Here is a 24177-nt window from a genome sequence, read left to right on the forward strand (position 1 = left end):
CCGAAGATCCCGTTTTCCGACTATCCGTATGACCGATGTGAATGACGATGCGCCGTCGCAGCCGACGGCGTTCGAGCTCGTGGGCGGCGAAGCCCGCGTGCGCGAAATGGTGGACCGCTTTTACGACCTGATGGACCTCGAGCCCGAGTTCGCGCAGATTCGCGCGCTGCATCCGCCGTCGCTCGACGGCTCGCGCGACAAGCTGTTCTGGTTCCTGTGCGGCTGGCTCGGCGGCCCCGACCACTACATCAGCCGGTTCGGTCATCCGCGGCTGCGCGCGCGGCACCTGCCGTTCCCGATCGCGTCGGTCGAGCGCGACCAGTGGCTGCGCTGCATGGCGTGGGCGATGGAGGATGTCGGGCTGGCCGAGCCGCTGCGCGAGCGGCTGATGCATTCGTTCTACGACACGGCCGACTGGATGCGCAACCGGCCCGGTTGATCGACCGGTACGCCGCCGTCCGCGCGCAGGACGATTTGCGTCTGGGCGCGCGCACCGCGCGGCGCGACACTGGCCGCTTTCCCCAATCGATACGAGGTTCGCCCGATGACGACACAAGCGCTGTTTCGCGAAGACGCGTACCTCACGCAATGCGATGCGGTCGTGCTGGCCGTCGGTGACGACGGCATCCGGCTCGACCGCACCGTGTTCTATCCGCTCGGCGGCGGCCAGGCCGGCGACACCGGCGCACTGACGCTGCCCGACGGCAGCACGATCACGATTGCCGATACGCGCAAGGCCAAGTTTGACGGCGCGACGCCCGACGATGCCGTGCACGTGCCCGCACCGGGGCAGGAGGCGAGCGTTGCGACGCTCGAGCCCGGCACGCGCGTGGTCGCGGAGATCGACTGGCTGCGCCGCTACCGGCACATGCGCCTGCATACGGCCGCGCACCTGATGTGCGCGGTACTGCCGTACGCGGTCGACGGCTGCAGTGTGACGGCCGACTACGTGCGGCTCGATTTCGCGACGTCCGACGCGATCGACCGCGACGATGTCGAGCGACGCCTCGCCGGCCTGGTGGTCGGTGCGCACCCGGTCACGACCGAATGGATCACCGACGACGAGATGGCCGCGCGACCGGACCTCGTGCGCACGATGAGTGTGAAGCCGCCGCTGGGCCTCGGCCGCGTGCGGCTGCTGCGTATCGAGCATGTCGACCTGCAGCCGTGCGGCGGCACGCATGTGCGCAACACGTCCGAGATCGGCAAGCTGCGGGTCGCGAAACTGGAAAAGAAGAGCGCGCGCACCCGGCGCCTCGTCCTGGAGTTTGCATGACGATCGACACCACCCACGCGAGCGCGGCAGCGCTCGATCCGCACGCGCGGGAGATTCTGGATTTCTGGTTCGGCAAGCCGGGCTCGGCCGAATTCGGGCAAAACCGCAAGGTCTGGTTCAACGGCGGTGCGGCGTTCGACGACGTGCTGCGTACGCGCTACGGCGCATTGCTCGACGCCGCGTGCGACGGTGCATGCGATCACTGGGCAGGCTCGCCGTCGGGGGCGCTTGCGTTGATCGTCGTGCTCGACCAATTCTCGCGCAACATCCATCGCGGTACGCCGCGCGCGTTTGCCGCCGATCCGAAGGCGCTTGCGCTCGCGCGCCGCGTTGTCGCGGCCGGCTGGGACGCGCAGTTGCCGAGCGGACATCACCGCGCATTTGCGTATCTCCCGTTCGAGCACGACGAGTCGGTCGAGAGCCAGCGCGAGGCCGTGCGCCTGTGCGCGGGCATCCGCGATGAAGCGGGCTGCGAGAGCTATCACCGCTTCGCATTGCTGCACGCGGCCGTCGTCGAGCGCTTCGGCCGCTTTCCGCACCGCAACGCGATTCTCGGTCGTGCATCGAGCGACGAGGAGACGGCGTTTCTTCGCGAGCCCGGTTCCTCGTTCTGAAGATCCAGGCAGGTGCGTGACAAGGAGAGGGGGCGGGCCCGTGGAGTCGTGCGGGCACCGTGGCGGCCGGGAGCGCCGGTCGGCGGCGCGCCTTTCGCGATGGCTGTTCGCTGCCCGGGCGATGGAACTCACCGCTCCACGGCTGGCATGAAGGCCGGCACGGCAGCGCGCCGTGCCGCCCTGCATCACTGCAGGTGCTGTTCGGGCGTGCGCACGTACACGCGCAGCAGTTCTTTGTCGTCGCCCGGACGCGCGCCCGTCCAGAACAGTTTCCATTCGCTGCCGGGCGCCGGATCGACGGCCCGTACGCCCTGGACGATCATCCAGGTGCAGCGCGTCGTCTTCGCGTCATTGATCGGCGTGTGCTGGATGCCGGAGAAGTAGTACAGCATCGGCGCTTCCGATTCGCCGAGCCCGTGCAGGCTCGCCATGCAGTCGCCGTCGTTCCATTCGAGCGCGAGATGCGCGTTCAGGTCGTCGAACACCGAGCGGTAGCTCTTTGCGACGTCGAGCCACGGCAGCAGCAGCGTGTAAATGAGCCCCCATGCGACGAGTGCGCCGGCGCCCCACGACAGCGCGCCGCGCCACAGGCCCGTCGCGCGCAGCTTCGGCAGGAGCGTCAGCCAGCCGACCGTCAGCGCGAGCGCGCCGATCACGAGTGCGGGCTGGATCGGCATCGTCCAGTCGAGCGGCAGCCAGCGGCCGAGCAGCGCGAGATCCGCACGCGACGCGGCCGGATCGGCCATCACCGCCCAGATCGCCCAGGCGAGCGCGACGGCCGTGCCGAACAGGATCCGGCTCAGGTAATCCCATGCGAGATGCAACCGGCGCGGCAGGCGTTCGATTGCCTGCGCGGCGACCAGCGCGAGCGGCGCGAAGAACGGCAGGATGTAGAGCTGGCGCGATGTCGCGGACACTTGCAGCACGGCGAGCCCGATGCCGGCAAACAAAACGGGCAGCGCGACGCGCGGCGTGCGCCAGTCGCGCCACACACCGCGCGCGAGCGCGACGATCGCGAGCGGCGCGACCGGGAAGCCGACGAGCAGGAACGCGCGCAGGATGAAGAACGGCTTGTCGTTTTCCGCGCCCAGCTCGGGGACGGAGAAACCGAAGAAGCGGCCGACGTTGTTGTCCCAGAACCACGTCATGAACAGCGTTTCGGAGCGCAGGAACAGCGCGGTCGGCCAGATCAGGGCGAACGGCGCGAACACGAGCGCGGCGACGCCGAGCGCGCGTGCGAACGAGCGGGTACGGCAGGCCGGGTAGAGCACCAGCGTGCAGACGAGCGTGGCCGCGAACACGAGCGGCACGAACAGCCCCTTCGTCATCAGCGCGATGCCGACGCCTGCGCCAAGGATCGGTGCGGCCCAGCGGCTCGCCGGGCGCACCGGCAGCCCGTGCCGCATCTGCTGTGCGCGCGCGACATGCTGCATCACGAGTTCGAGTAGCCCGCAGAACGCCATTGCCGTGCCGGCGAACAACGCGACGTCCGTCATCATGTCGTGCACGTGCTTGATGACGACGAGCGTGCCCGCGCTCAGCACGACCGGCCCGAACACGCGCAGATCGAACCAGGAGTCCGCGCGGCTGGCGACGCGCGACGCGCGCGCGATGAAGCCGAATGCGAGCGCGGCGAACAGCGCGCTCGCGAGCCGCGCCGCGTCGTGCAGCGGCATTACGCGTTGCAGCAGCCAGGCGAGGCTGGTCGCGACCCACGCGTAAAGCGGCGGCTTTTCCATGAACGGCAGGCCGGCATTGGTCGGCACGACGAAGTCGCCGGTCTCGAGCATGTGCTGGATGATGCCGAACGTGTAGGTTTCGTCCTGTTTCCACGGATCGTGGCCGAGCACGCCCGGCAGCGTATATGCACAGATCAGCACGGCGACGAACAGCCATGCACGCCAGCCGAGCAGGAGCGAGCGGTCGCGCGTGGTGCTGGCGGAGGGAGGCGAGGACGCCATGGGCGTGCCGGCGTCGTCGAGCGTCGCGGCGACGTCGGTATCGGCGGTCGAGCGGGTGTGCGCGGCCGAGGCGGGCACGGGCGTGCGTCGCCGGCTGGGCGCTGCGGTTCCAGGCATGGAAAAGATCTCGGGTCGAGTCGAGCCGATCCGGCGACATGGGCCGGACCATTAAGGGCCGCATCGAGGCGGCAAAGTACAGACGTTGATGACGCCTGTCTGATTGCCCGCTAGTAGAGCACGGAACTATTACGGATGTTTACCGAAATCGTCACGAAATTGTGGAGATTTGTGGTGCCGTGACGACAGGGGGGGCCGGCGGCCGATTTGTTGCGCCGCGCGTCAGGTTAGCGGCCGCCGCCGACGTCGAGCAGGGCGCCCGTCGTGTACGACGCCGCGTCGCCGAGCAGCCAGACGATCGCCTCGGCAATCTCCTCCGCCTCGCCGGCGCGGCCGAGCGGCGTCGTCGCGCCGAGGCGGGCCGCCCGGCCCGGCTGGCCGCCGCTCGCGTGAATTTCGGTCTCGATCAGGCCGGGGCGCACCGCGTTGACGCGCACGCCGTGCGGGCCGAGTTCCTTTGCCAGACCGATCGTCAGCGAGTCGACCGCCCCTTTCGAGCCCGCGTAGTCGACGTATTCGTTCGGCGAGCCGAGCCGGGAGGCGATCGACGATACGTTGACGATCGCGCCGCCGCGGCCGCCACGGTCGGTTGACAGCCGGCGAGCGGCTTCACGCGCACACAGGTAGGCGCCGAGCACGTTGGTGTCGAACATCCGCCGCAGCCGGTCGGCCGGCATGTCGGCGAGCGGCATCGACGGCGCGACGATGCCCGCGTTGTTGACGAGCGCATCGAAGCGGCCCAATGCGGCCGTGACGGTGTCGAACATCGCGACGACGTCGGCCTCGTTCGCGACGTCGCCTGCGACGACGCACGCACGGCCGCCCGCGTCGCGGACGGCCTGCGCGGTGAGTTCGGCCGCCGCCGCGTCGCGCGCGTAGTTGATGCCGACGTCCCAGCCGCGCTTGGCAGCGAGCACGGCAGTCGCGCGGCCGATGCCACGGCTTGCGCCGGTGATGAGGACGGCCTTGCGGTCGGACGGTGCGGTCATCGCGAGCGGGTTCCGGTGACGGTTACTTGGCTGCGTCGGGCGCCCACTTGTCGCGGGCGGGCGGCTGGTAGCGACGCAGTCGCCCGATCAGTTCGACGGGTTCCGATTCGACGCACAGTGCGTCGAAATAGGCCGGACGCATGAAGCCCTCGTCGACCGTATGGCGCAGCAGTGCGATCAACGGATCGTAAAACGAATCGATGTTGTAGAGCGCGACGGGCTTGCGGTGATAGCCGAGCTGCGCCCACGTGTAGACCTCGAAGAGCTCCTCGAGCGTGCCGGCACCGCCGGGCATCGCGACGAACGCATCGGAGAGGTCGGCCATCATTTTCTTGCGGTGGTGCATGTCGGGCACGACGTGCAGCTCCGACAGCCCCGTATGGCCGACTTCCTTGTCGACGAGCAGTTCGGGGATCACGCCGACTGCATGGCCGCCGGCCGCCATCACTTCGTCGGCGATCACGCCCATCAGGCCGACACGGCCGCCGCCATAGACGAGCGTGAGGCCTGCGTCGACGAGCGCGCGGCCGAATGCACGCGCGGCGTCGGCATAGACGGGCCGCACGCCGGACGACGAGCCGCAGTAAACACAGACAGCCTTCATTGCTTCGAATCCTTGGTGGCGACCGGGCTGCCGGCGGGGCGCGGCGAGCCGTCGCGCGGCGGCAGGTAGTCGGTGAACTGGCGCTTCGGCAGCTTGCCGGAGACCAGGTCGTCGAACAGCTGGCGCGAACGGCCGCGCAGGTACGGTGCCATCACGGAGATCACGTGCATGCTGACCTGGTGCAGTTCCTCGCGGATCGCGTCCTGGTCGTTGTATTTGCGCGGATGCATCACGTACTGATACGACAGCCAGTACGTCGAAATGACGGCCATGTTGGTGGCGATGACCTCGATCTCGGCGGGCGTCGCGACCATCTCTGCGTCGGACACGAGCAGCTCGCACATCTCGCGCGCGAAGCGCACCTTGTGGCTGATGATCTGCTTGAAGTGCGTCTCGAGCGTGCGGTTGCGGGCGAGCAGGTCGTTGAGGTCGCGATACAGGAACCGGTAGGTCCACATGAAATCGGCCATGTACTGCAGGTACGACCAGGTTTCGTCGATCGTCGGACGATGATCTTCGGGAAAGCGCAGCCGCCGTTCGATCTGCTGCTCGAACTGCGCGAAGATGCTGTTGATGATGTCGTCCTTGTTGCGGAAATGGTAGTACAGGTTGCCTGGACTGATTTCCATTTCCTCGGCGATCGTCGTGGTCGTGACGTTCGGCTCGCCGATCTCGTTGAAGAGTTTCAACGACAACTCGAGAATCCGTTCGCGGGTGCGGCGGGGAGGTTTCGCTTCCATGTCGTCCGGCCCTGTGTGTGCCGGACTGGCGGGCGCTGCAATCGATGCTGCGTGATTCGTCCGGCGCGGGTTGCTGTTCTATGTCTAGCGGACGATTATAAACCGGGGTTTCGCCACACCGGGGCATTTCGTGATCGCGGCCCCGCGCGGCGCATGGTGCAGCGCCGCACGCGGGCGGCGCGCGACGCGTCCGCGCGATACCCGTCTAGAAGCCGAGCCAGTGTGCGACGACCGGGCCGAGCACGAAGCCCCACGTCGTCACGCACGCGAACAGCGCGACCGTCACGGCTGCGCTGCCGAGATCCTTCGCGCGCTTGGAGAGTTCGTGGCGCTCGAGCGAGATGCGGTCGATCGCGGCCTCGACGCTCGAGTTCAGCAGCTCGACGATCAGCACGAGCAGCACCGAGCCGATCAGCAACGCGCGCGACGCGGCCGGCACCGGCGCGAACGCACCGATCGGGAGCATCAGCGCGGCGAGCGTGAGTTCCTGGCGAAACGCGCTCTCCTCGCGGATCGCGACGCGAAAGCCGTTCAGCGAATGCTTGAGGGCGTACCACGCACGCGTGATGCCGCGGTGGCGCTTGTACGGGTTCGGCGGCAGCGGCGACAACTGGTCGTCGGGGCCGAGCGGCTCGTGCGCGTGCACGTCCGCTTCGGCGTGCGGCTCTTCCTCGTCGAACGGGCGGTGCCGTTGCGGCGTGGAGGCAGGGGGCGGGGTCTTGTCGTTCAGGTCTCGTTTCAAACGGCGGCACCTTCGGCTGGCGAGTACGCGGTCTTCGGCAGCGGCTTCAGATGCGACGCGAACTGCTCGGAAGCCGCACGCCACGAGAAGCGTTCGGCCCATGCGCGCGCAGTCGTGCGTTCGATCTTCAGCGCCTCGAGGCAGGCTTCCTGCAGGTCCTCGTGCATCGCGCCGGCGTCGCCGTCGCCGAGCACGTCGATCGGGCCCGTCACGGGATAGGCGGCAACCGGCGTGCCGCAGGCGAGCGCCTCGAGCAGCACGAGGCCGAACGTGTCGGTGCGACTCGGGAACACGAACACGTCGGCCGCAGCATACACCTTCGCGAGCTCGGTCTGTGACAGCACGCCGAGATAGTTCGCTTCCGGATAGCGCGACTTCAGCTCCGCGAGCGCGGGGCCTTCGCCCGCGACCCACTTCGAGCCGGGCAGGTCGAGACGCAGGAACGCCTCGACGTTCTTTTCGATCGCGACACGGCCCACGTACAGGAAGATCGGCCGCGCGGTATTGAGCACCTTCGATTCCATCGGCCGGAACACGTCGAGATCGACGCCGCGGGTCCACAGCACGACGTTCGTGAAGCCGAATTTCTCGAGGTCCTGCTTGACGACCGGCGTCGGCGCCATCACGGCGAGCGACGGGCCGTGGAACCAGTGCAGGAAACGGTAGGTCGCGGCGAGCGGGATGCCGAAGCGCGCCTGCACGTATTCCGGAAAGCGCGTGTGGTACGCGGTCGTGTACGGCAGCTTGCGCGAACGCGCGTAGCGCCGCGCAGCGAGGCCGAGCGGGCCTTCGGTCGCGATGTGCAGCGCGTCGGGTGCGAACGCGTCGATCCGCGAGCGCAGCTTGCGGTACGGCAGGATCGACAGGCGGATCTCGGGGTAGGTCGGGCAGGGCACGGTGCGGAATTCCAGCGGCGTCAGCAGTTCGACACGGTGGCCGAGCGCAGTGAGTTCGCGCGACGTGCTCTTCAGCGTACGCACGACGCCGTTGACCTGCGGTTCCCATGCGTCGGTGACGATCATGATCTTCATCGCGGCATTGTCCTGTAAGTAGAGTTGTGTCAGGCAGTGGCCTTGGCCTTGCGCGACGTGGTCTCCGACGGTGCGGTGCGCATCACCGTCCAGTAGACGATCTTCAGTTCGCCTTCCATCGTTTCGACGAGCGCGGACAGGCTTTCGACCCAGTCGCCGTCGTTGCAGTACAGCACGCCGTCGATGTCGCGGATCTCCGCCTTGTGGATGTGGCCGCACACGACGCCGTCGCAGCCGCGGCGGCGCGCCTCGTCGGTCATGACGGTCTCGAACTGCGAGATGAAGTTGACGGCGTTCTTGACCTGGTGCTTCAGGTACTGCGACAGCGACCAGTACTGGAACCCGAGCCGGCTGCGGATCCGGTTGAACCAGCGGTTCAGCACGAGGATCAGCGTGTAGAGCGTGTCGCCGAGGTACGCGAGCCATTTCGCGTGCTGGATCACGCCGTCGAACAGGTCGCCGTGCACGATCCACAAACGTTTGCCTGCGAGCGTCGTGTGGAATGCCTCGCCGCGCACCTGGATGTCGCCGAACGCGAGATCGCAGAACTGCCGCGCCCCTTCGTCGTGGTTGCCGGGGATGTAGACGACCTGCGTCCCCTTGCGCGCCTTGCGCAGGATCTTCTGCACGACGTCGTTGTGCGCCTGCGGCCAGTACCAGCCCTTCTTCAGTTGCCAGCCGTCGATGATGTCGCCGACGAGGTACAGGTACTCCGAATCGTTGTGGCGCAGGAAGTCGAGCAGGTACGGCGCCTGGCAACCGCTCGAGCCGAGGTGGATGTCGGACAGCCAGATGGTGCGGTAGCGATGGGCAGACGAGTCGGGGTCGTCATGCTGCGCGGCGTGCCCGGCTGGCGGTTCTTGCGACACCAGCCCGTCGGTTGCGGCAGAGCCTGACAGGAAGGCGGTGGCGGCGCGGGCGCCGATGGGGTGACGGAACAGGGAGGTCGCAGACGTTTTCTGGCCCATGCATGACTCGCGCCGGTTGACATTACCGGCATTCCGCCATGCGGGCGTGACTGTGCCGTGACAGTCACGAGACGTTCTTATTACGACCGCTGCAAGGTGTTTAGCAGTGAATGAAGGGGCGTTGGGTAATCTGCCGTACGGAACGGCTGGCCGTTGTCTGGCAAGGCTGTCGGGCGGGGCAGGAGCCGCCCCGGCGAAGTGTTTTTGTCTGGCGAATGCAGTGCGTCAGCGTGGTATCGCGACGACGCGCGTGCGTGCGATCCGGTCGTGCGGAAACTGGCGGCCGGCATGCAGCCGGGCGGCGCCTGCCCACACGGCGATCCACGCGGCGGTGAGCGCGAGCGTGACGGGTACCGACAGGCCGAGGAGCGGATGCAGCGCGAGCGGCGGCAGGAACCACAGCCAGCCGAGCGCATAGCGCACGAGCGCATGGCCCGTGCGCAGCGGCCGGCCGCTCGACGATTCGAGCCGCAGCCGCCAGGTTTTCATCGGCAGCGTCTGGCCGCCGTGCGTCCAGAACCACACGAAGTACGCGCCGACCACGAGTGCGATCCAGGCGGCGAGCAGGTTGTGATGGACGAGGCCGTTGCGTTGCTGCGTCGCGAGGCTGAACGCGAGCCCGGCGAAGAACACCACGCCGAACAGCAGCACGCCTTCGTAGAGCAGCGCGGCGAGACGCCGTCGCACGGACGGCGCGGCGGCCGGGGATTCGGGGGCGTGGGCGTTCGCCACGGCCACTCAGGAGCCTTTGAACAGCGAGGGTGCGTCGGCGGGCGACACCGGCGCCACGGCGGCGGGTGCGGATGCGGTGCCGGCTGTCGACGACGCGGGCACCGGCGGCGCGATGGCGGCCGAGACGGGCGCCGGTGCGGTGGCCGGGCCACTGGCCGGGTGTTCGTGCGAATTGACGAGGCGGCGGACGTCACGGTCGGCGACGGTTGGCGGCGCGCTGACGACGCTCGGCCGACGGCGGCGCTCGGCGGCCGCGAGACGTTCCTTCTGCTCTTCGGGGAGTTGCTGGTACGCCTTCCAGGCCCGCTCGCGCGCTTGCGCGGAAAGCTCCTTCGCGCTCTGGTAGTTCTCGCGCGCGACCCGGCGCTGCTCGGGCGTCATCCGGGCCCATTCGGTCATCCGATCCTGCAGGCGCTTTTGATCATCGGGCGTCAACTTCGCGAAACGCGATGCAATCTTCAGCCATTTGCGCTTGCGGGCATCGCTGAAACCGTCCCACTGGTCGGCGAACGGCGCGAGTGCCGCGTGCTGTGCCGGTGTGAGGCGCGCCCACGACAGCGGGCCGGTAGCGGCAGGCAGCGGCAGGGGCAGCGGGGGGAGTTCGGTGGTCAGCCCGGTCGCGGCAGATGCGGGCGCGGCAGGGCTGCTGGCCGCGGCGGCGGTCGTCGCGGGGGCCGGGTGGAATCGTGGGTAAGTGGCGACGTAGGAAACGGCGATCGCGATTACGCATCCGAAAAATACGGCCAGGCCGCGCTTCTGACTCACCCGTGCGATCCCCTCGTTATTGTCTGTTAGTGAGCGCGCGACAGATACGCGTTGAACCCGTGATCGAGATACGCGTTGAGCGGCAGGTCGTCGCTGAGCATCGCCGCGTCGATGTCGGCGAGTTCGGCGGTGCGCTGCATGTCTTCCCAGTAGGCGATGCCGACCAGCCCGGCGAGCAGCAGTGCCAGCGGCCACGCGCGCAGCAGGCGGCGCGCGAACGACGCCTGCGGGCGGCTCGCGGGTGCCGTGCCATACGCACCGGCCGCGCCGGCGAAGGCCGGCACGAACACCGGCACGGTCGCGGCTTCGGGCTTCTTGCGCGCGAGCGCAGCCCGGCGGGCGACGGCCAGACGGTCGGTGGTCGCGGCGGGCAGGTCGGCCGCGCGCTCGTCCAGCGCGCGGCGCACCTTCAGCGCGAATTCGTGTTCTCGATTTGCGGGAGCGGAGCTCATAGCGTGATTCCTTTGGCCTTGAGCGCGTGCGCCAGGGTGTGGGTGGCTCGCGAGCAGTGCGTTTTCACGCTGCCCTCGGAGCACCCCATTGCGGCGGCAGTCTCGGCGACATCCATATCTTCCCAATAACGCATCAGGAACGCTTCCCGTTGACGTGCCGGAAGTTTCTGGATTTCTTCGTCGATCAGGGCCAGAACCTGCTCGCGTTCGAGGCGGTGCTCGCTGCTTTCGACGCCCGCGTTGTCGTCCGCGGATTCGAGTGTTTCGAGGGGGTCGAAGTCGTCGTCGTCGGTGTTGTTCAGCGACGAGAAGAGCGTGACCCAGGTATTGCGGACTTTCTGCCGGCGGAACCAGTCGTGGATCGCGTTCTGCAGGATCCGCTGAAAAAGCAGCGGCAGCTCGGCCGCCGGCCGGTCGCCGTACTTCTCCGCAAGCTTGATCATCGCGTCCTGCACGATGTCGAGCGACGCATCGTCGTCACGCACGGCGTACGCAGCCTGCTTGAACGCGCGCCTTTCGACGCCCGCCAGAAAGTCGGCGAGTTCCTTGTCTGATGCCATTCCGTGAAGGTATGCGCTGCGGACCGCTGCGTGGTGTAAAAGGTCGAAAATTTCGTAAAACCCGCGGATGCTATCAAATTTTCGCGCCGCTTGGCACCGGGTTGGGCGCCGCACGTTGCGCGCGAGCCGCGGTGGCGGGGTGCCGGGCGGTGCCCATGATGCGCTGCGGGATATTTTGCTTGACGACCCATTCGTGACCCGCTATCGTCAATGATTCGCAACATGAAGTGATGGTCTCATTTGAGGCTGGCCCAAGAAGCCTGCCCTTCAAACTGGACGCGCCGCTTGAACCCGAGCCACAAGCCCGGCAGAGAGCACCCGATCAATTTTTTGCCGAAAATTCGAAAGGTCAAAATGAACATGCCCAGCGCGGAATTCTCCACGTCGGAACCCCTTTCCCCTCCCGATAGCGACTCCATCGGCGGTACCGTGCTCATGAAGGCACTGGCCGATGAAAACGTCGAATTCATCTGGGGCTACCCCGGCGGCTCGGTACTCTACATCTACGACGAGCTTTACAAGCAGGACAAGATTCAGCACGTGCTGGTGCGCCACGAACAGGCGGCCGTGCACGCAGCCGATGCGTATGCGCGTTCCACCGGCAATGTCGGCGTCTGCCTCGTGACGTCGGGCCCCGGTGTCACCAACGCGGTGACCGGCATCGCCACGGCGTACATGGATTCGATCCCGATGGTCGTGATCAGCGGCCAGGTGCCCACGGCCGCGATCGGCCAGGATGCGTTCCAGGAGTGCGACACCGTCGGCATCACGCGTCCGTGCGTGAAGCACAACTTCCTCGTGAAGGACGTGCGCGACCTCGCGGAAACCGTCAAGAAGGCGTTCTATATCGCCCGCACCGGCCGTCCGGGCCCGGTGCTGATCGACATCCCGAAGGACATCTCGAAGACGCCGTGCCAGTACGAGCCCATCAAGAGCGTGTCGCTGCGTTCGTACAACCCGGTCACGAAGGGCCATTCGGGCCAGATCCGCAAGGCCGTGTCGCTGCTGTTGACGGCGAAGCGTCCGTACATCTACACGGGCGGCGGCATCATCCTCGCCGACGCGTCGCGCGAACTGAACCAGTTCGCGGACCTGCTCGGCTATCCGGTCACGAACACGCTGATGGGCCTCGGCGGCTATCGTGCGTCGGACAAGAAATTCCTCGGCATGCTCGGCATGCACGGCACCTACGAAGCGAACATGGCGATGCAGCACTGCGACGTGCTGATCGCGATCGGTGCCCGCTTCGACGACCGCGTGATCGGCGACCCGGCGCACTTCGCGTCGCGTCCGCGCAAGATCATCCACATCGACATCGACCCGTCGTCGATCTCGAAGCGTGTGAAGGTCGACATCCCGATCGTCGGCGACGTGAAGGAAGTGCTGAAGGAGCTGATCGAGCAACTGCAGACGGCCGAGCATGGCCCCGACACCGAGGCGCTCGCGCAATGGTGGAAGGACATCGAGGGCTGGCGCGCGAAGGACTGCCTGAAGTACGACCGCGAAAGCGAGATCATCAAGCCGCAGTACGTGGTCGAGAAGGCGTGGGAGCTGACGGACGGCAATGCGTTCGTGTGCTCGGACGTCGGCCAGCACCAGATGTGGGCGGCGCAGTTCTACCGTTTCAACAAGCCGCGTCGCTGGATCAACTCCGGCGGCCTCGGCACGATGGGCTTCGGCCTGCCGGCAGCGATGGGCGTCAAGATGGCGCACCCGGACGACGACGTGCTGTGCATCACGGGCGAAGGCTCGATCCAGATGTGCATCCAGGAACTGTCGACCTGCCTGCAGTACGACACGCCCGTGAAGATCATTTCGCTGAACAACCGCTATCTCGGCATGGTTCGCCAGTGGCAGCAGATCGAATACAGCAAGCGCTATTCGCATTCGTACATGGATGCGCTGCCCGATTTCGTGAAGCTCGCCGAAGCGTACGGCCATGTCGGCATGCGGATCGAAAAGACTTCGGATGTGGAGCCGGCGCTGAAGGAAGCGCTGCGCCTGAAGGACCGCACCGTGTTTCTCGACTTCCAGACCGATCCGACCGAAAACGTCTGGCCGATGGTACAGGCCGGCAAGGGCATCACCGAGATGCTGCTCGGATCGGAAGATCTGTAACGGCGCGACGCGCGCCCGAGCCCGATGCGGCCGCCTTCACGAAGGGCGGTGCGGCACGCGGCGGCGCGCGGCGCGAGTGAATCGACACGGCACATTCTGGAAGAAGCGAACATGAGACACATCATTTCCGTCCTGCTGGAGAACGAACCGGGCGCGCTGTCGCGCGTGGTCGGTCTGTTTTCCGCACGCGGCTACAACATCGAAACCTTGACGGTGGCGCCGACCGAAGACCAATCGCTGTCGCGGCTCACCATCGTATCCATTGGCTCCGACGACGTGATCGAACAGATCACGAAGCATCTGAACCGCCTGATCGAGGTGGTGAAAGTGGTGGACCTGACCGACGGTGCACACATCGAACGCGAGCTGATGCTGATCAAGGTACGTGCAGTGGGCAAGGAGCGCGAAGAAATGAAGCGGATGGCGGACATTTTCCGCGGCCGCATCATCGACGTGACCGAAAAGACCTACACGATCGAATTGACGGGCGCGAGCGACAAGCTCGACGCATTCATCCAGGGGCTGGACGCGGGCGCGATCCTGGAGACCGTGCGCACCGGCAGCTCCGGCATCGGACGCGGCGAGCGCATCCTGAAGGTGTGATGCCAGACCGGCACGCCGGGTGCGCCGTCATGTCCCGGCCCGCAGTACTCCATCCGAACGAATTGTTGAATTTTTGAATTAGCGAAGGAACCATCATGAACGTTTTCTACGACAAAGACGCCGACCTCTCCCTCATCAAGGGCAAGCAAGTCACGATCATCGGCTACGGCTCGCAAGGCCATGCACACGCGCTGAACCTGAAGGAAAGCGGCGTGAACGTGACGGTTGGCCTGCGCAAGGATGGCGCGTCGTGGAGCAAGGCTGAAAACGCAGGCCTGTCGGTCAAGGAAGTCGCGGAAGCGGTGAAGGGCGCAGACGTCGTCATGATGCTGCTGCCGGACGAGCAGATCGCCGACGTGTACGCGAAGGAAGTGCACGCGAACATCAAGCAGGGCGCAGCGCTGGCGTTCGCGCACGGCTTCAATGTCCACTACGGCCAGGTGATCCCGCGCGCCGACCTCGACGTGATCATGATCGCGCCGAAGGCACCGGGCCACACGGTTCGCGGCACGTACTCGCAAGGTGGCGGCGTGCCGCACCTGATCGCGGTTGCGCAGAACAAGTCGGGCGCGGCACGCGACATCGCGCTGTCGTACGCGGCAGCGAACGGCGGCGGCCGTGCAGGCATCATCGAAACCAACTTCCGTGAAGAAACCGAAACCGACCTGTTCGGCGAGCAGGCCGTGCTGTGCGGCGGTACCGTCGAGCTGATCAAGGCGGGCTTCGAGACGCTGGTCGAAGCAGGCTACGCGCCGGAAATGGCGTACTTCGAGTGCCTGCACGAACTGAAGCTGATCGTCGACCTGATCTACGAAGGCGGCATCGCGAACATGAACTACTCGATCTCGAACAACGCCGAGTACGGCGAGTACGTGACGGGCCCGCGTGTCGTCACGGAAGAGACGAAGAAGGCGATGAAGCAGTGCCTGACCGACATCCAGACGGGCGAGTACGCAAAGAGCTTCATCCTCGAGAACAAGGCAGGCGCGCCGACGCTGCAGTCGCGCCGCCGCCTGACGGCCGAGCACCAGATCGAACAGGTCGGTGCGAAGCTGCGCGCGATGATGCCGTGGATCGCGAAGAACAAGCTCGTCGACCAGACGAAGAACTAAGCCCCGCGAGCTGTTCCGGCCCCTCGAATAGAGGGCCGGTACCAAAAAGCCGCCCGAAGGCAGCAGTGCCCCGGGCGGCTTTTGCTATCCTACGGGCTTTGCAATTCACCGAACACAGAACGAATCCATGAACTATCCTCATCCGATCATCGCGCGCGAAGGCTGGCCGTTCATCGCGATTGCAGCCGTCATTGCGCTGTTGATCCACGCCATCGGGGGCTTCGGCTTCGCGTGGCCGTTCTGGCTGCTGCTCGTCTTCGTCGTCCAGTTCTTCCGCGATCCGCAGCGCCCGATCCCGGCGCAGCCGAACGCCGTGCTGTGCCCGGCGGACGGCCGCATCGTCGCGGTCGAGACCGCGCAGGATCCGTACGCGAACCGAGAAGCGCTGAAGATCAGCGTGTTCATGAATGTCTTCAACGTCCATTCGCAGCGTTCGCCGGTCGATGGCGCGATCTCCAAGGTCGAGTACTTCCCGGGCGCGTTCCTGAACGCGGCGATCGACAAGGCGTCGACCGAGAACGAACGCAATGCGGTCGTGATCCAGACGGCGAGCGGCAAGACCGTGACGGCCGTGCAGATCGCGGGCCTCGTCGCACGCCGGATTCTCTGCTACGTGCGCGCCGGCGAGCCGCTGTCGCGCGGCCAGCGCTACGGGTTCATCCGCTTCGGCTCGCGCGTCGATGTGTACCTGCCGCTCGGTAGCCGCGCGAAGGTGTCGATCGGCGAGAAGGTCTACGCGTCGTCGACGATCCTCGCCGAACTCGAACAGTAAGCGGCGAGGCGCACGATGGCCGCATTCAAACCGCGTCGGCCGCGCAACGGCGCCGGCCAGACACCACGTCCGTTCCGCCGCAACAAGGTGATGGCGCCCGAATCGGGGCCCATCGAGAGCCGCCGCGCCGCGCGCCAGCGGTTCCTGAAGACACGCGGCATCTACCTGCTGCCGAACGCGTTCACGACCGCCGCGCTGTTCTGCGGCTTCTTCGCGGTCGTGCAGGCGATGAACGTGCGTTTCGAGATCGCCGCGATCGCGATCTTCGTCGCGATGGTGCTCGACGGGATGGACGGGCGCGTCGCCCGCATGACGCATACGCAGAGCGCGTTCGGCGAGCAGTTCGACAGCCTGTCGGACATGGTGTCGTTTGGCGTCGCGCCCGCGCTCGTGATGTACGAGTGGGTGCTGAAGGATCTCGGCCGCTGGGGCTGGCTCGCCGCGTTCGTCTATTGCTCGGGCGCCGCGCTGCGGCTCGCGCGCTTCAATACGAACATCGGCGTCGTCGACAAGCGCTTCTTCCAGGGGTTGCCGAGCCCGGCTGCCGCCGCGCTGATCGCGGGCTTCGTGTGGCTCGCCACCGACAATCGCGTGCCGCTGAAGCTCGGCTGGCTGCCGTGGGTCGCGTTCGTGCTGACGATCTACGCGGGCGTGACGATGGTGTCGAACGCGCCGTTCTACAGCGGCAAGGCGCTCGACGTGCGGCACCGCGTGCCGTTCGCGGCGATCCTGCTGGTCGTCGTCGCGTTCGTGCTCGTGTCGTCCGACCCGCCGCTGATGCTGTTCTGCCTGTTCGTGCTGTACGGGCTGTCCGGCTATGTGTTCTGGGCCTACATGGCCATCCGCGGGCGCGCGAATCCGGCGCGCTCGTCGCAGCGCGATCACTGACGCACATGCGTTTTTTCCCGGAAACGGCGGCTTCGAGGCCGCCGTTTTCTTTTGCCCCTTTTTTGAACCGGGCCGCCGGAAACCCCGGGTGCCGTCCGATTGCGCACCCAACGGAATGCCGCTATAGTCTTCGGCATGACTGCCTTTTCCCGCCTCTCCCTCCTTCTAGCCGGTGCGCCGCTACGCGCGCTAGCTTTGGCGCGCCTGCCGCGCTGACCGTTCTCGCCCTCCGTCAAGCCTCGTCTGTTGTTGAGCGTCGCCAGCGGTGGCGCGATCTCGTTACGTTTGACTTCCGTATAAAAAGCCCTGGAGCCCCCCATGACAGACAAGCTGATCATTTTCGATACGACGTTGCGTGACGGCGAACAATCGCCCGGCGCGTCGATGACGAAGGAAGAGAAAATCCGTATCGCGAAGCACCTCGAGCGGATGAAGGTCGACGTGATCGAGGCCGGCTTCGCGGCCAGCTCGAACGGCGATTTCGATGCGATCCACACGATCGCCGGTCTCATTAAGGACAGCACGATTTGCTCGCTGGCGCGCGCCAACGACAAGGACATCCAGCGTGCGGCCGACGCGCTGAAGCCGGCCGAGAGCTTCCGGATCCACACGTTCATTGCGACGTCGCCGCTGCACATGGAGAAGAAGCTGCGGATGACGCCCGACCAGGTGTTCGAGCAGGCTCGCCTCGCGGTGCGCTTCGCGCGCAAGTTCACCGACGACGTTGAATTCTCGCCGGAAGACGGCAGCCGCTCCGACATGGATTTCCTGTGCCGCGTGCTGGAAGCCGTGATCGCCGAAGGCGCGACGACGATCAACATTGCCGACACGGTCGGCTACGGCGTGCCGGAGCTGTACGGCAACCTCGTGAAGACGCTGCGCGAACGCATTCCGAATTCGGACAAGGCGATCTTCTCGGTGCACTGCCATAACGATCTCGGGATGGCCGTCGCAAACTCGCTCGCCGGCGTGAAGATCGGCGGTGCGCGTCAGGTCGAGTGCACGATCAACGGTCTCGGCGAGCGCGCGGGCAATACGTCGCTCGAAGAAATCGTGATGGCCGTGAAGACGCGCAAGGACTACTTCGGTCTCGACGTCGGCATCGACACGTCGCAGATCGTGCCGACGTCGAAGCTCGTGTCGCAGATCACCGGTTTCGTCGTGCAGCCGAACAAGGCCGTGGTCGGCGCAAACGCGTTCGCGCACGCGTCGGGCATCCACCAGGACGGCGTGCTGAAGGCGCGCGACACCTACGAGATCATGCGCGCGGAAGACGTGGGCTGGACCGCGAACAAGATCGTGCTCGGCAAGCTGTCGGGCCGTAACGCGTTCAAGCAGCGCCTGCAGGAGCTCGGCGTGTCGCTCGACAGCGAGAGCGAACTGAATGCCGCGTTCATGCGTTTCAAGGATCTGGCCGACCGCAAGGCCGAGATCTTCGACGAGGACATCATCGCGATCGTGTCCGAGGAATCGGCGTTCGCGCACGAGCAGGAGCACTTCAAGTTCGTGTCGCTGTCGCAGCACTCGGAAACGGGCGAGCAGCCGCATGCGAAGGTCGTGTTCGGGGTCGAAGGCAAGGAAGTGACCGGCGAGGCGCGCGGCAACGGTCCGGTCGATGCGACGTTCAATGCGATCGAGAGCGAAGTCGGCAGCGGTTCCGAACTGCTGCTGTATTCGGTGAACGCGATCACGACCGGCACGCAGGCACAGGGCGAAGTGACTGTCCGGCTGTCGAAGAGCGGGCGGATCGTCAATGGCGTCGGCACTGATCCGGACATCGTCGCGGCATCCGCGAAGGCATACATTTCCGCACTGAACAAGCTGCATTCGAAGGACGACAAGCTCAATCCGCAGCGCTCATAAGCGCTGCGCATCACCGAAACGCCCCGTGCGGCCCAGCGCCGCCGGGGCGTTTTTTCATTTGCCGCTCATTCGGCGGCCGGCGCACGGAACAGCCAGCGGCGCGCGGCCGTGCGCGGCGCCGGGCTGCGCCGCCGGAACTCCACCGCGATGCCGCGTCGCGGCGCATCGGCGACGAACGCGTCGAGCAGTTCGAGCACGTCGTGATCGATGTAGTCGGCGCGCGTCGCGTCGATGATCACTGCGGCCCGGTCGGGAATGTGCCGCAGGTGGTGCTTGACCTGTACCTTGCCGAGAAACGACACGTCCTTGCGAAACGACAGCAGGAAGTGGTCGTCGTGCTGCGCGAGCGTGACGGGGCTTTTCAGGTTCGCGATGGCGACTGCCAGCACGCTGCAGGCGAGGCCGAGCGCGATGCCGAACAGCAGGTCGACTGCGAGCACGCCGGCGATCGTCGCGGCGAACGGCACGAACGCGGCCGGCCCCTGTTTCATCACCGAGCGGAACAACGCGGGTTTCGCGAGCTTGAAGCCGGTGTGGATCAGGATCGCGGCGAGGCTCGCGAGCGGGATCAGGTTGATCAGGCCGGTGAGCGCGAACACGCTCGCGAGCAGCAGCATCCCGTGCACGATCGCCGACATCCGGCTTTGCGCGCCCGCATTGACGTTCACCGAGCTGCGCACGATCACCGACGTGATCGGCAGGCCGCCCATCGCGCCCGCGACGAGATTGCCTACGCCCTGGGCCTTGAGCTCGCGGTCGGGCTGGGTCGGCCGGCGCTTCGGATCGATCTGCTCGACCGCTTCGAGGCTCAGCAGCGTCTCGAGGCTCGCGACGACCGCGAGCGTGATCGCGACGCGCCACACGTCCGGATTGACGAGCTGCGCGAAGTTCGGGCCGAGCTCCGCATGCTTGAGCGACGCCGCGAAGGCCGCGAACGATCCGAGTTCGGGCAGCGTCACGCGATGGGCAGCGCCTGGCGCGACCGACGGTGCGACGACGCTCAGCACGAGCGTGGCGCCGATACCCAGCACGACCACCGCGAGCGGGGCCGGTACCGAGCGCACCAGTGCGAAGCGGCGCAGCGCGGGCGTGTCCCACGCGACCAGCAGCGCGAGCGATGCGAGTGCGATGGCTGTCGCGGCCCACGCGACCGGCAGGCCCGGCCAGTTCGCAAACGATTGCGCTGCCGAGCCGCCGATGCCGAACGCGAACGGAATCTGCTTCACGATCAGCAACAGGCCGATCGCGGCGAGCATGCCCTTGATGACGGGCGACGGCACATAGGCGGCGAAGCGGCCGGCGCGCAGCATGCCGAACCCGAACTGCAGTACGCCGGACAGCAGTACCGCGAGCAGGAACGCGGAGAAGCTGCCGAGTTGCCCGATGCCTTCGACGACGATCACGACGAGGCCCGCGGCCGGCCCGCTGACGGACAGCGACGAGCCGCTCAGCAGCGCGACGACGATGCCGCCGACGATGCCGGACACGAGCCCGGCGAATGGTTCGACGCCGGATGCATTGGCGATGCCGAGACACAGCGGCAGCGCGACGAGGAAAACGACGACGCCGGCGACGATGTCGCGCGGCAGGGTGGACAGGCGCTCGTTCAGTTTCATGGTTGGGGCGATTTCATTGGCTTGGGGGCGGGGTAGGTCAGCCGAGCGCGCCGGCCGTCGCGGCCTGCACGGGTTCGACGTCGGCGGGCGGAGCGGTGTAGCCGGAATCGAGTTCCTGCAGGCGGCCGTCGGCGAGCGAAAAGATCCAGCCGTGCACGAGCGGCGGCCGTTCGCGGCCCCGCACGATGGGGGACGCGCGCAGCAGCCGCACCTGTTCGAGCACGTTGAGTTCGGCGAGGCGGTCGGCGGCGGCCGTGTCGTCAAGCCCGTCGAGCGTGTCGCGATGGCGCCGCGCGAGCGCGCAGAGCGGCGCGATGCGGCGCGCGACGTGCGGCAGGTCGGACGGTGGCGGCAGCAGCGACGCGCGTACGCCGCCGCACCCGTAGTGCCCGCACACGATCACGTGGTCGACCTGCAGCACGCGCACCGCGTACTCGAGCACGCTGGCGGAATTGTCGTCGTCAGGATGGAACAGGTTCGCGATGTTGCGATGGACGAACAGCTCGCCGGGCGCGCAGTGCGTGATGGTTTCGGCCGGCACGCGGCTGTCGGCGCAGCCGATCCACAGCACGCGCGGGTTCTGGCCGCGCGCCAGCGCGTCGAAGAAACCGGGCGTGTATTCACGCGTTTCGCGGGCCCAGGCGATGTTGGCAACCAGCATGCTCTTGGGGCGATTCATGAGGACTCCTTTTTGATAGGGGCAAACGAATATCGGCGGAAATGACGTAATGGCATTCTTTCTAAATTGAAAGGTTCTATTTCGACTGATATTAGGGGTATGCCCTAGCGCTTCGGGTGCGTTGAAACAATTTGTTTCAAATTGGCTTGGCGTAGTGCATTGCATGCACCAATCCGCCGCATGACATGCATTGCTTATGCCTGTTTCCGCGCAAAGGCCCGCATGACAGGGATGTCAGCGTGTTGCCATCTGAATGTTACGATCGGAAAAGATTTCCGTGGTATTTGCCGAATTAATCGGAAAGCGGAAAAAAGGAAATGGCCATTCACGAAATGATTCGTGAATGGCCACGGTGAAAATTGCGCGTAAATGCTTAATCGGTCAGAACAGGTTGCGGCGGTCGGGGTCGTGCAGCGGGTCGGGCGTTTTCTGCGTGATGCGCAGGATGCCCTGCGGATCGAAGTAGAAGCTGTACATCATGTACCAGACGTTGTCCTCGAGATACCGGTAGGTCCACACCTCTCGCTTCATCAGCGGGAAGTAGGACGTCTCGACGGGGCGTCCGAAGTTGACGAGGACGTCGGTCTTCGTCCACTTGCCGATCTCCGCGCGATAAAACTCGCTCGGCTGCAGGACCTGGCGCACGTTGACGATCTTGTGGGCTGCGTCGACGTCGGCCGCGATGGTGATTTCGCCCATCGGCTGGGTCGGCCACATCAGGCGCTTGCCGCCGCCGGGCAGGTCGTAGATCTCGCGCGGCGGGCCCATGCGTGCGACGATCGCCGACTCGTCCTGGCCGGCCTGGTATTGCTGCCACGGTTGCGCGCAACCGGCCAGCAGCGCGGCGGCGCTGGCGAGCAGCACCGGCAGGCGCACGGAAATGCGAAAGCGCATGGGGATTCTCCAGAACACGGAAACAAGTCCCGTTTTATCACGGACGGTGCGCGACCGCGCATCGCGCGGAAAAAATCGGTGCGGATCGCCTGTGCGGTCACGCTTGCGGGCGGCGGGGGCGCCGGCCTATGATCCGCGCTTCTCGGGCAGATTGAAGGGCAGGTGGCCGATGCAGGGGTGGAAGCGGTGCGCGCTCGCGTTGAGCGCGGGGTGGATACTGGTGTCGTCCGCGTTTGCCGGCGGCGAGCCGGTGCGGATCGCGCTGATCGAAGGGATGTCGGGCCCGTTCGCGAACGCCGGTGCGGCGGTCGAGCGCAACCTGCGCTTCGGCGTCGAACAGGTCAACGCGGCGGGCGGCGTGAAGCTGCGCGACGGCGCGCATCCGCTCGAACTTGTCGTGCTCGACAGCAAGGGCAGCCCCGAGGAGGCACTCGTGCAACTGCGCGCGGCCGCGGACCGCCATATCGGATTCGTCGCGCAGGGCAACAGTTCAGCCGTCGCGGCCGCGCTCGTCGCGGCGCTCGACAAGCTGAACGCGCGCGATCCGGACAACCGGATGCTGTTCCTCAACTATTCGGCCGACGATCCGGCGCTGACCGGCGCGCGCTGCAGTTTCTGGCATTTCCGCTTCGACGCGCACGCGGGCATGCGGATGGCCGCGCTCGCGGACGTGATGGCGCGCGACCGCGCGCTCCGCAAGGTCTACCTGCTGAACCAGGACTACAGTTTCGGCCACGACGTCAGCACGCTCGCACGGCAGGCGCTGGCTGCGCGGCGCCCGGACGTGACGATCGCCGGCGACGAATTCCACCCGATCGGCCGGATCAAGGATTTCTCGCCGTACATCGCGAAGATCCGCGCGAGCGGCGCCGACGCGGTCGTGACCGGCAACTGGGGCAACGACCTCACGCTGCTCGTGAAGGCGGCGCGCGAGCAGGGGCTGAATGCGAAGTTCTATACGTTCTATGGCAACAGCCTCGGCGCGCCGGCGGCACTCGGCGACGCCGGTGTCGGACGGGTCGTGGCCGTGGCGGACTGGCACCCGAACGCGGGCGGCGCGAAATCCGATGCGTTCTACCGCGCGTTCCGGAACCGTTTTCCGGCCGCCCAGGAGGACTATCCGGTGCGGCGGATGAGCCTGATGATCGAGATGCTGGCCGCGGCGATGAATCGCGCGGGTTCGGCCAACCCCGTTGCGGTCGCGCGGGCGCTCGAGGGTTTGTCATTCGACGACGGTTTCCATGCGTCGCGGATGCGGGGGCAGGATCACCAGCTGATCCAGCCCCTTTACGTAATGGAGATGGACAAGGCCGGCACGCCGGGCGTGCGCTTCGACAACGAGGGCTCCGGCTACGGCTTCCGGACGGTGCTCGCGGTGCCGGCGCAGCGTACGGAGGTGCCGTCCGCCTGCTCGATGACGCGCCCGTGACAGGAGGCGGTAAGAACGGTGCGGAGTTGTGCTACAATGCGCGCCGGTTGTAAGTCACGGCACGGCCATTCTTCCGTGTCCGCCTGTTCAGTTAGAAAGGAAATCACATGTCTGTTGCAGATATCAAGAAGTCGGAAGTTGTTGCTCAGTTCGCCCGCGGTACCAACGACACGGGGTCGCCCGAAGTCCAGGTCGCACTGCTGACCGCACGTATCGTCGAACTGACGGGTCACTTCAAGACCCACGCGAAGGATCACCACAGCCGCCGCGGCCTGCTGCGCATGGTGAGCCGCCGCCGCAAGCTGCTCGACTACCTCAAGGGCAAGGATGCCGACCGTTACCGCGCACTGATCGAGAAGCTGGGTCTGCGTAAGTAATCGAGGCGATTGCCGCCAGCAAGATGCCTGTGTCAGTCCGCTGATACAGGCATTTTGTTTTTGCGCGATGCGTAGCGTCACACGCACCGCAGGCTGTCCGGCACATACGTGCAGGGCTGCCGCAACGACTGATACCGGGGCGGGGTTTGTGTCATTCCAGCGCGTCGCTGCACGAGCGCCGCGCTGGAATGGCATAAAAAACACACCTTGCTCCGGGTGATTCGGTCGGGACGCCGCCGCGCGGGATGGCCGGCGCGGCGAATGAAATGCATGAA

The 24177-nt window shown here is 66.2% G+C and carries 25 protein-coding genes; 11 read left to right on the plus strand and 14 right to left on the minus strand.

Annotation, left to right across the window (positions count from 1 at the left end):
• Nucleotides 1-28: 28 nt before the first annotated feature.
• From B7G54_RS28215 to B7G54_RS28225, 3 genes are all read left to right on the plus strand, one after another.
• The gene (locus B7G54_RS28215; RefSeq protein ID WP_085042036.1) at nt 29-439 is read left to right on the plus strand and encodes a group II truncated hemoglobin; all 411 of its coding nucleotides are present in this window, start codon (nt 29-31) and stop codon (nt 437-439) included.
• A gap of 105 nt (nt 440-544) precedes the next feature.
• Nucleotides 545-1276: an alanyl-tRNA editing protein gene (locus tag B7G54_RS28220; RefSeq protein WP_085042037.1), complete on the plus strand. Its 732-nt coding sequence runs from the start codon at nt 545-547 to the stop codon at nt 1274-1276.
• Nucleotides 1273-1890: a DUF924 family protein gene (locus B7G54_RS28225; RefSeq protein ID WP_085042038.1), complete on the plus strand. Its 618-nt coding sequence runs from the start codon at nt 1273-1275 to the stop codon at nt 1888-1890. Before B7G54_RS28220 ends, B7G54_RS28225 begins: the two co-directional genes overlap by 4 nt.
• 185 nt (nt 1891-2075) lie before the next feature.
• Here the strand turns inward: B7G54_RS28225 and B7G54_RS28230 are convergent, their stop codons facing one another.
• The 11 genes from B7G54_RS28230 to B7G54_RS28280 all read right to left on the minus strand — a co-directional run bounded on the left by B7G54_RS28230 (nt 2076) and on the right by B7G54_RS28280 (nt 11551).
• Entirely contained in the window at nt 2076-3968 is a 1893-nt protein-coding gene (locus B7G54_RS28230; RefSeq protein ID WP_085042039.1) for an ArnT family glycosyltransferase, read from the minus strand.
• A 227-nt stretch (nt 3969-4195) separates the two neighbouring features.
• The gene (locus tag B7G54_RS28235; RefSeq protein ID WP_085042040.1) at nt 4196-4957 is read right to left on the minus strand and encodes an SDR family oxidoreductase; all 762 of its coding nucleotides are present in this window, start codon (nt 4955-4957) and stop codon (nt 4196-4198) included.
• Nucleotides 4958-4979: 22 nt separating this feature from the next.
• The gene (locus B7G54_RS28240; RefSeq protein WP_085042041.1) at nt 4980-5561 is read right to left on the minus strand and encodes an LOG family protein; all 582 of its coding nucleotides are present in this window, start codon (nt 5559-5561) and stop codon (nt 4980-4982) included.
• Nucleotides 5558-6301: a TetR/AcrR family transcriptional regulator gene (locus B7G54_RS28245; RefSeq protein ID WP_085042042.1), complete on the minus strand. Its 744-nt coding sequence runs from the start codon at nt 6299-6301 to the stop codon at nt 5558-5560. The genes B7G54_RS28240 and B7G54_RS28245 overlap by 4 nt, the downstream gene beginning before the upstream one ends.
• A 205-nt stretch (nt 6302-6506) precedes the next feature.
• On the minus strand, nt 6507-7043 hold the full coding sequence (locus B7G54_RS28250) for a diacylglycerol kinase (protein ID WP_085042043.1): 537 nt from the start codon (nt 7041-7043) through the stop codon (nt 6507-6509).
• Nucleotides 7040-8074 carry a glycosyltransferase family 4 protein gene (locus B7G54_RS28255; protein ID WP_085042044.1) on the minus strand — a complete coding sequence of 345 codons (1035 nt, stop codon included), beginning with the start codon at nt 8072-8074 and terminating at the stop codon, nt 7040-7042. Before B7G54_RS28255 ends, B7G54_RS28250 begins: the two co-directional genes overlap by 4 nt.
• Nucleotides 8075-8103: 29 nt before the next feature.
• A complete protein-coding gene (locus B7G54_RS28260; RefSeq protein ID WP_085042045.1) occupies nt 8104-9042 on the minus strand; it encodes a UDP-2,3-diacylglucosamine diphosphatase in 939 nt (312 codons plus the stop codon).
• 225 nt (nt 9043-9267) lie between these two features.
• Nucleotides 9268-9774, minus strand: coding sequence for an RDD family protein (locus B7G54_RS28265; RefSeq protein WP_085042086.1), 507 nt, complete (start codon nt 9772-9774; stop codon nt 9268-9270).
• 6 nt (nt 9775-9780) lie between these two features.
• Nucleotides 9781-10539: a DUF3106 domain-containing protein gene (locus B7G54_RS28270; protein ID WP_085042046.1), complete on the minus strand. Its 759-nt coding sequence runs from the start codon at nt 10537-10539 to the stop codon at nt 9781-9783.
• A 26-nt stretch (nt 10540-10565) separates the two neighbouring features.
• Nucleotides 10566-10991: a DUF3619 family protein gene (locus tag B7G54_RS28275; protein ID WP_039370552.1), complete on the minus strand. Its 426-nt coding sequence runs from the start codon at nt 10989-10991 to the stop codon at nt 10566-10568.
• On the minus strand, nt 10988-11551 hold the full coding sequence (locus tag B7G54_RS28280) for an RNA polymerase sigma factor (RefSeq protein ID WP_048249338.1): 564 nt from the start codon (nt 11549-11551) through the stop codon (nt 10988-10990). Before B7G54_RS28280 ends, B7G54_RS28275 begins: the two co-directional genes overlap by 4 nt.
• Nucleotides 11552-11905: 354 nt before the next feature.
• Between B7G54_RS28280 and B7G54_RS28285 the strand changes: the two genes are divergently transcribed.
• The 6 genes from B7G54_RS28285 (at nt 11906) to B7G54_RS28315 (ending at nt 18907) form a co-directional block, all read left to right on the plus strand.
• Nucleotides 11906-13669 carry an acetolactate synthase 3 catalytic subunit gene (locus tag B7G54_RS28285; RefSeq protein WP_012492736.1) on the plus strand — a complete coding sequence of 588 codons (1764 nt, stop codon included), beginning with the start codon at nt 11906-11908 and terminating at the stop codon, nt 13667-13669.
• Nucleotides 13670-13780: 111 nt separating this feature from the next.
• Nucleotides 13781-14272 carry an acetolactate synthase small subunit gene (gene ilvN / locus B7G54_RS28290; RefSeq protein ID WP_011352712.1) on the plus strand — a complete coding sequence of 164 codons (492 nt, stop codon included), beginning with the start codon at nt 13781-13783 and terminating at the stop codon, nt 14270-14272.
• 95 nt (nt 14273-14367) lie between these two features.
• Complete coding sequence (gene ilvC, locus B7G54_RS28295) at nt 14368-15384, plus strand: ketol-acid reductoisomerase (RefSeq protein ID WP_034190794.1); 1017 nt, start codon at nt 14368-14370, stop codon at nt 15382-15384.
• A 127-nt stretch (nt 15385-15511) separates the two neighbouring features.
• Complete coding sequence (locus B7G54_RS28300; RefSeq protein WP_085042047.1) at nt 15512-16156, plus strand: phosphatidylserine decarboxylase; 645 nt, start codon at nt 15512-15514, stop codon at nt 16154-16156.
• A 15-nt stretch (nt 16157-16171) separates the two neighbouring features.
• A complete protein-coding gene (gene pssA / locus B7G54_RS28305; protein ID WP_085042048.1) occupies nt 16172-17044 on the plus strand; it encodes a CDP-diacylglycerol--serine O-phosphatidyltransferase in 873 nt (290 codons plus the stop codon).
• A 318-nt stretch (nt 17045-17362) separates the two neighbouring features.
• Nucleotides 17363-18907 carry a 2-isopropylmalate synthase gene (locus tag B7G54_RS28315; protein WP_085042049.1) on the plus strand — a complete coding sequence of 515 codons (1545 nt, stop codon included), beginning with the start codon at nt 17363-17365 and terminating at the stop codon, nt 18905-18907.
• Nucleotides 18908-18972: 65 nt separating this feature from the next.
• Here B7G54_RS28315 and B7G54_RS28320 read toward each other — a convergent pair whose 3' ends face one another.
• The 3 genes from B7G54_RS28320 to B7G54_RS28330 form a co-directional block, all read right to left on the minus strand.
• Nucleotides 18973-20523, minus strand: a complete 1551-nt coding sequence (locus B7G54_RS28320; RefSeq protein ID WP_085042050.1) for a SulP family inorganic anion transporter — start codon at nt 20521-20523, stop codon at nt 18973-18975.
• 37 nt (nt 20524-20560) lie between these two features.
• Nucleotides 20561-21202, minus strand: coding sequence for a carbonic anhydrase (locus B7G54_RS28325; protein WP_085042051.1), 642 nt, complete (start codon nt 21200-21202; stop codon nt 20561-20563).
• Nucleotides 21203-21583: 381 nt separating this feature from the next.
• On the minus strand, nt 21584-22096 hold the full coding sequence (locus tag B7G54_RS28330; RefSeq protein ID WP_085042052.1) for a hypothetical protein: 513 nt from the start codon (nt 22094-22096) through the stop codon (nt 21584-21586).
• A 169-nt stretch (nt 22097-22265) separates the two neighbouring features.
• Here B7G54_RS28330 and B7G54_RS28335 point away from each other — a divergent pair, with 169 nt between their 5' ends.
• Together B7G54_RS28335 and rpsO are read left to right on the plus strand one after the other, a co-directional pair.
• On the plus strand, nt 22266-23525 hold the full coding sequence (locus tag B7G54_RS28335; RefSeq protein ID WP_085042053.1) for a branched-chain amino acid ABC transporter substrate-binding protein: 1260 nt from the start codon (nt 22266-22268) through the stop codon (nt 23523-23525).
• Between the two features lie 107 nt (nt 23526-23632).
• Nucleotides 23633-23902: a 30S ribosomal protein S15 gene (gene rpsO / locus B7G54_RS28340; RefSeq protein ID WP_006398792.1), complete on the plus strand. Its 270-nt coding sequence runs from the start codon at nt 23633-23635 to the stop codon at nt 23900-23902.
• Nucleotides 23903-24177: the final 275 nt, after the last annotated feature.

The organism is Burkholderia puraquae, assembly GCF_002099195.1.
Taxonomy (GTDB): Bacteria; Pseudomonadota; Gammaproteobacteria; order Burkholderiales; family Burkholderiaceae; genus Burkholderia; species Burkholderia puraquae.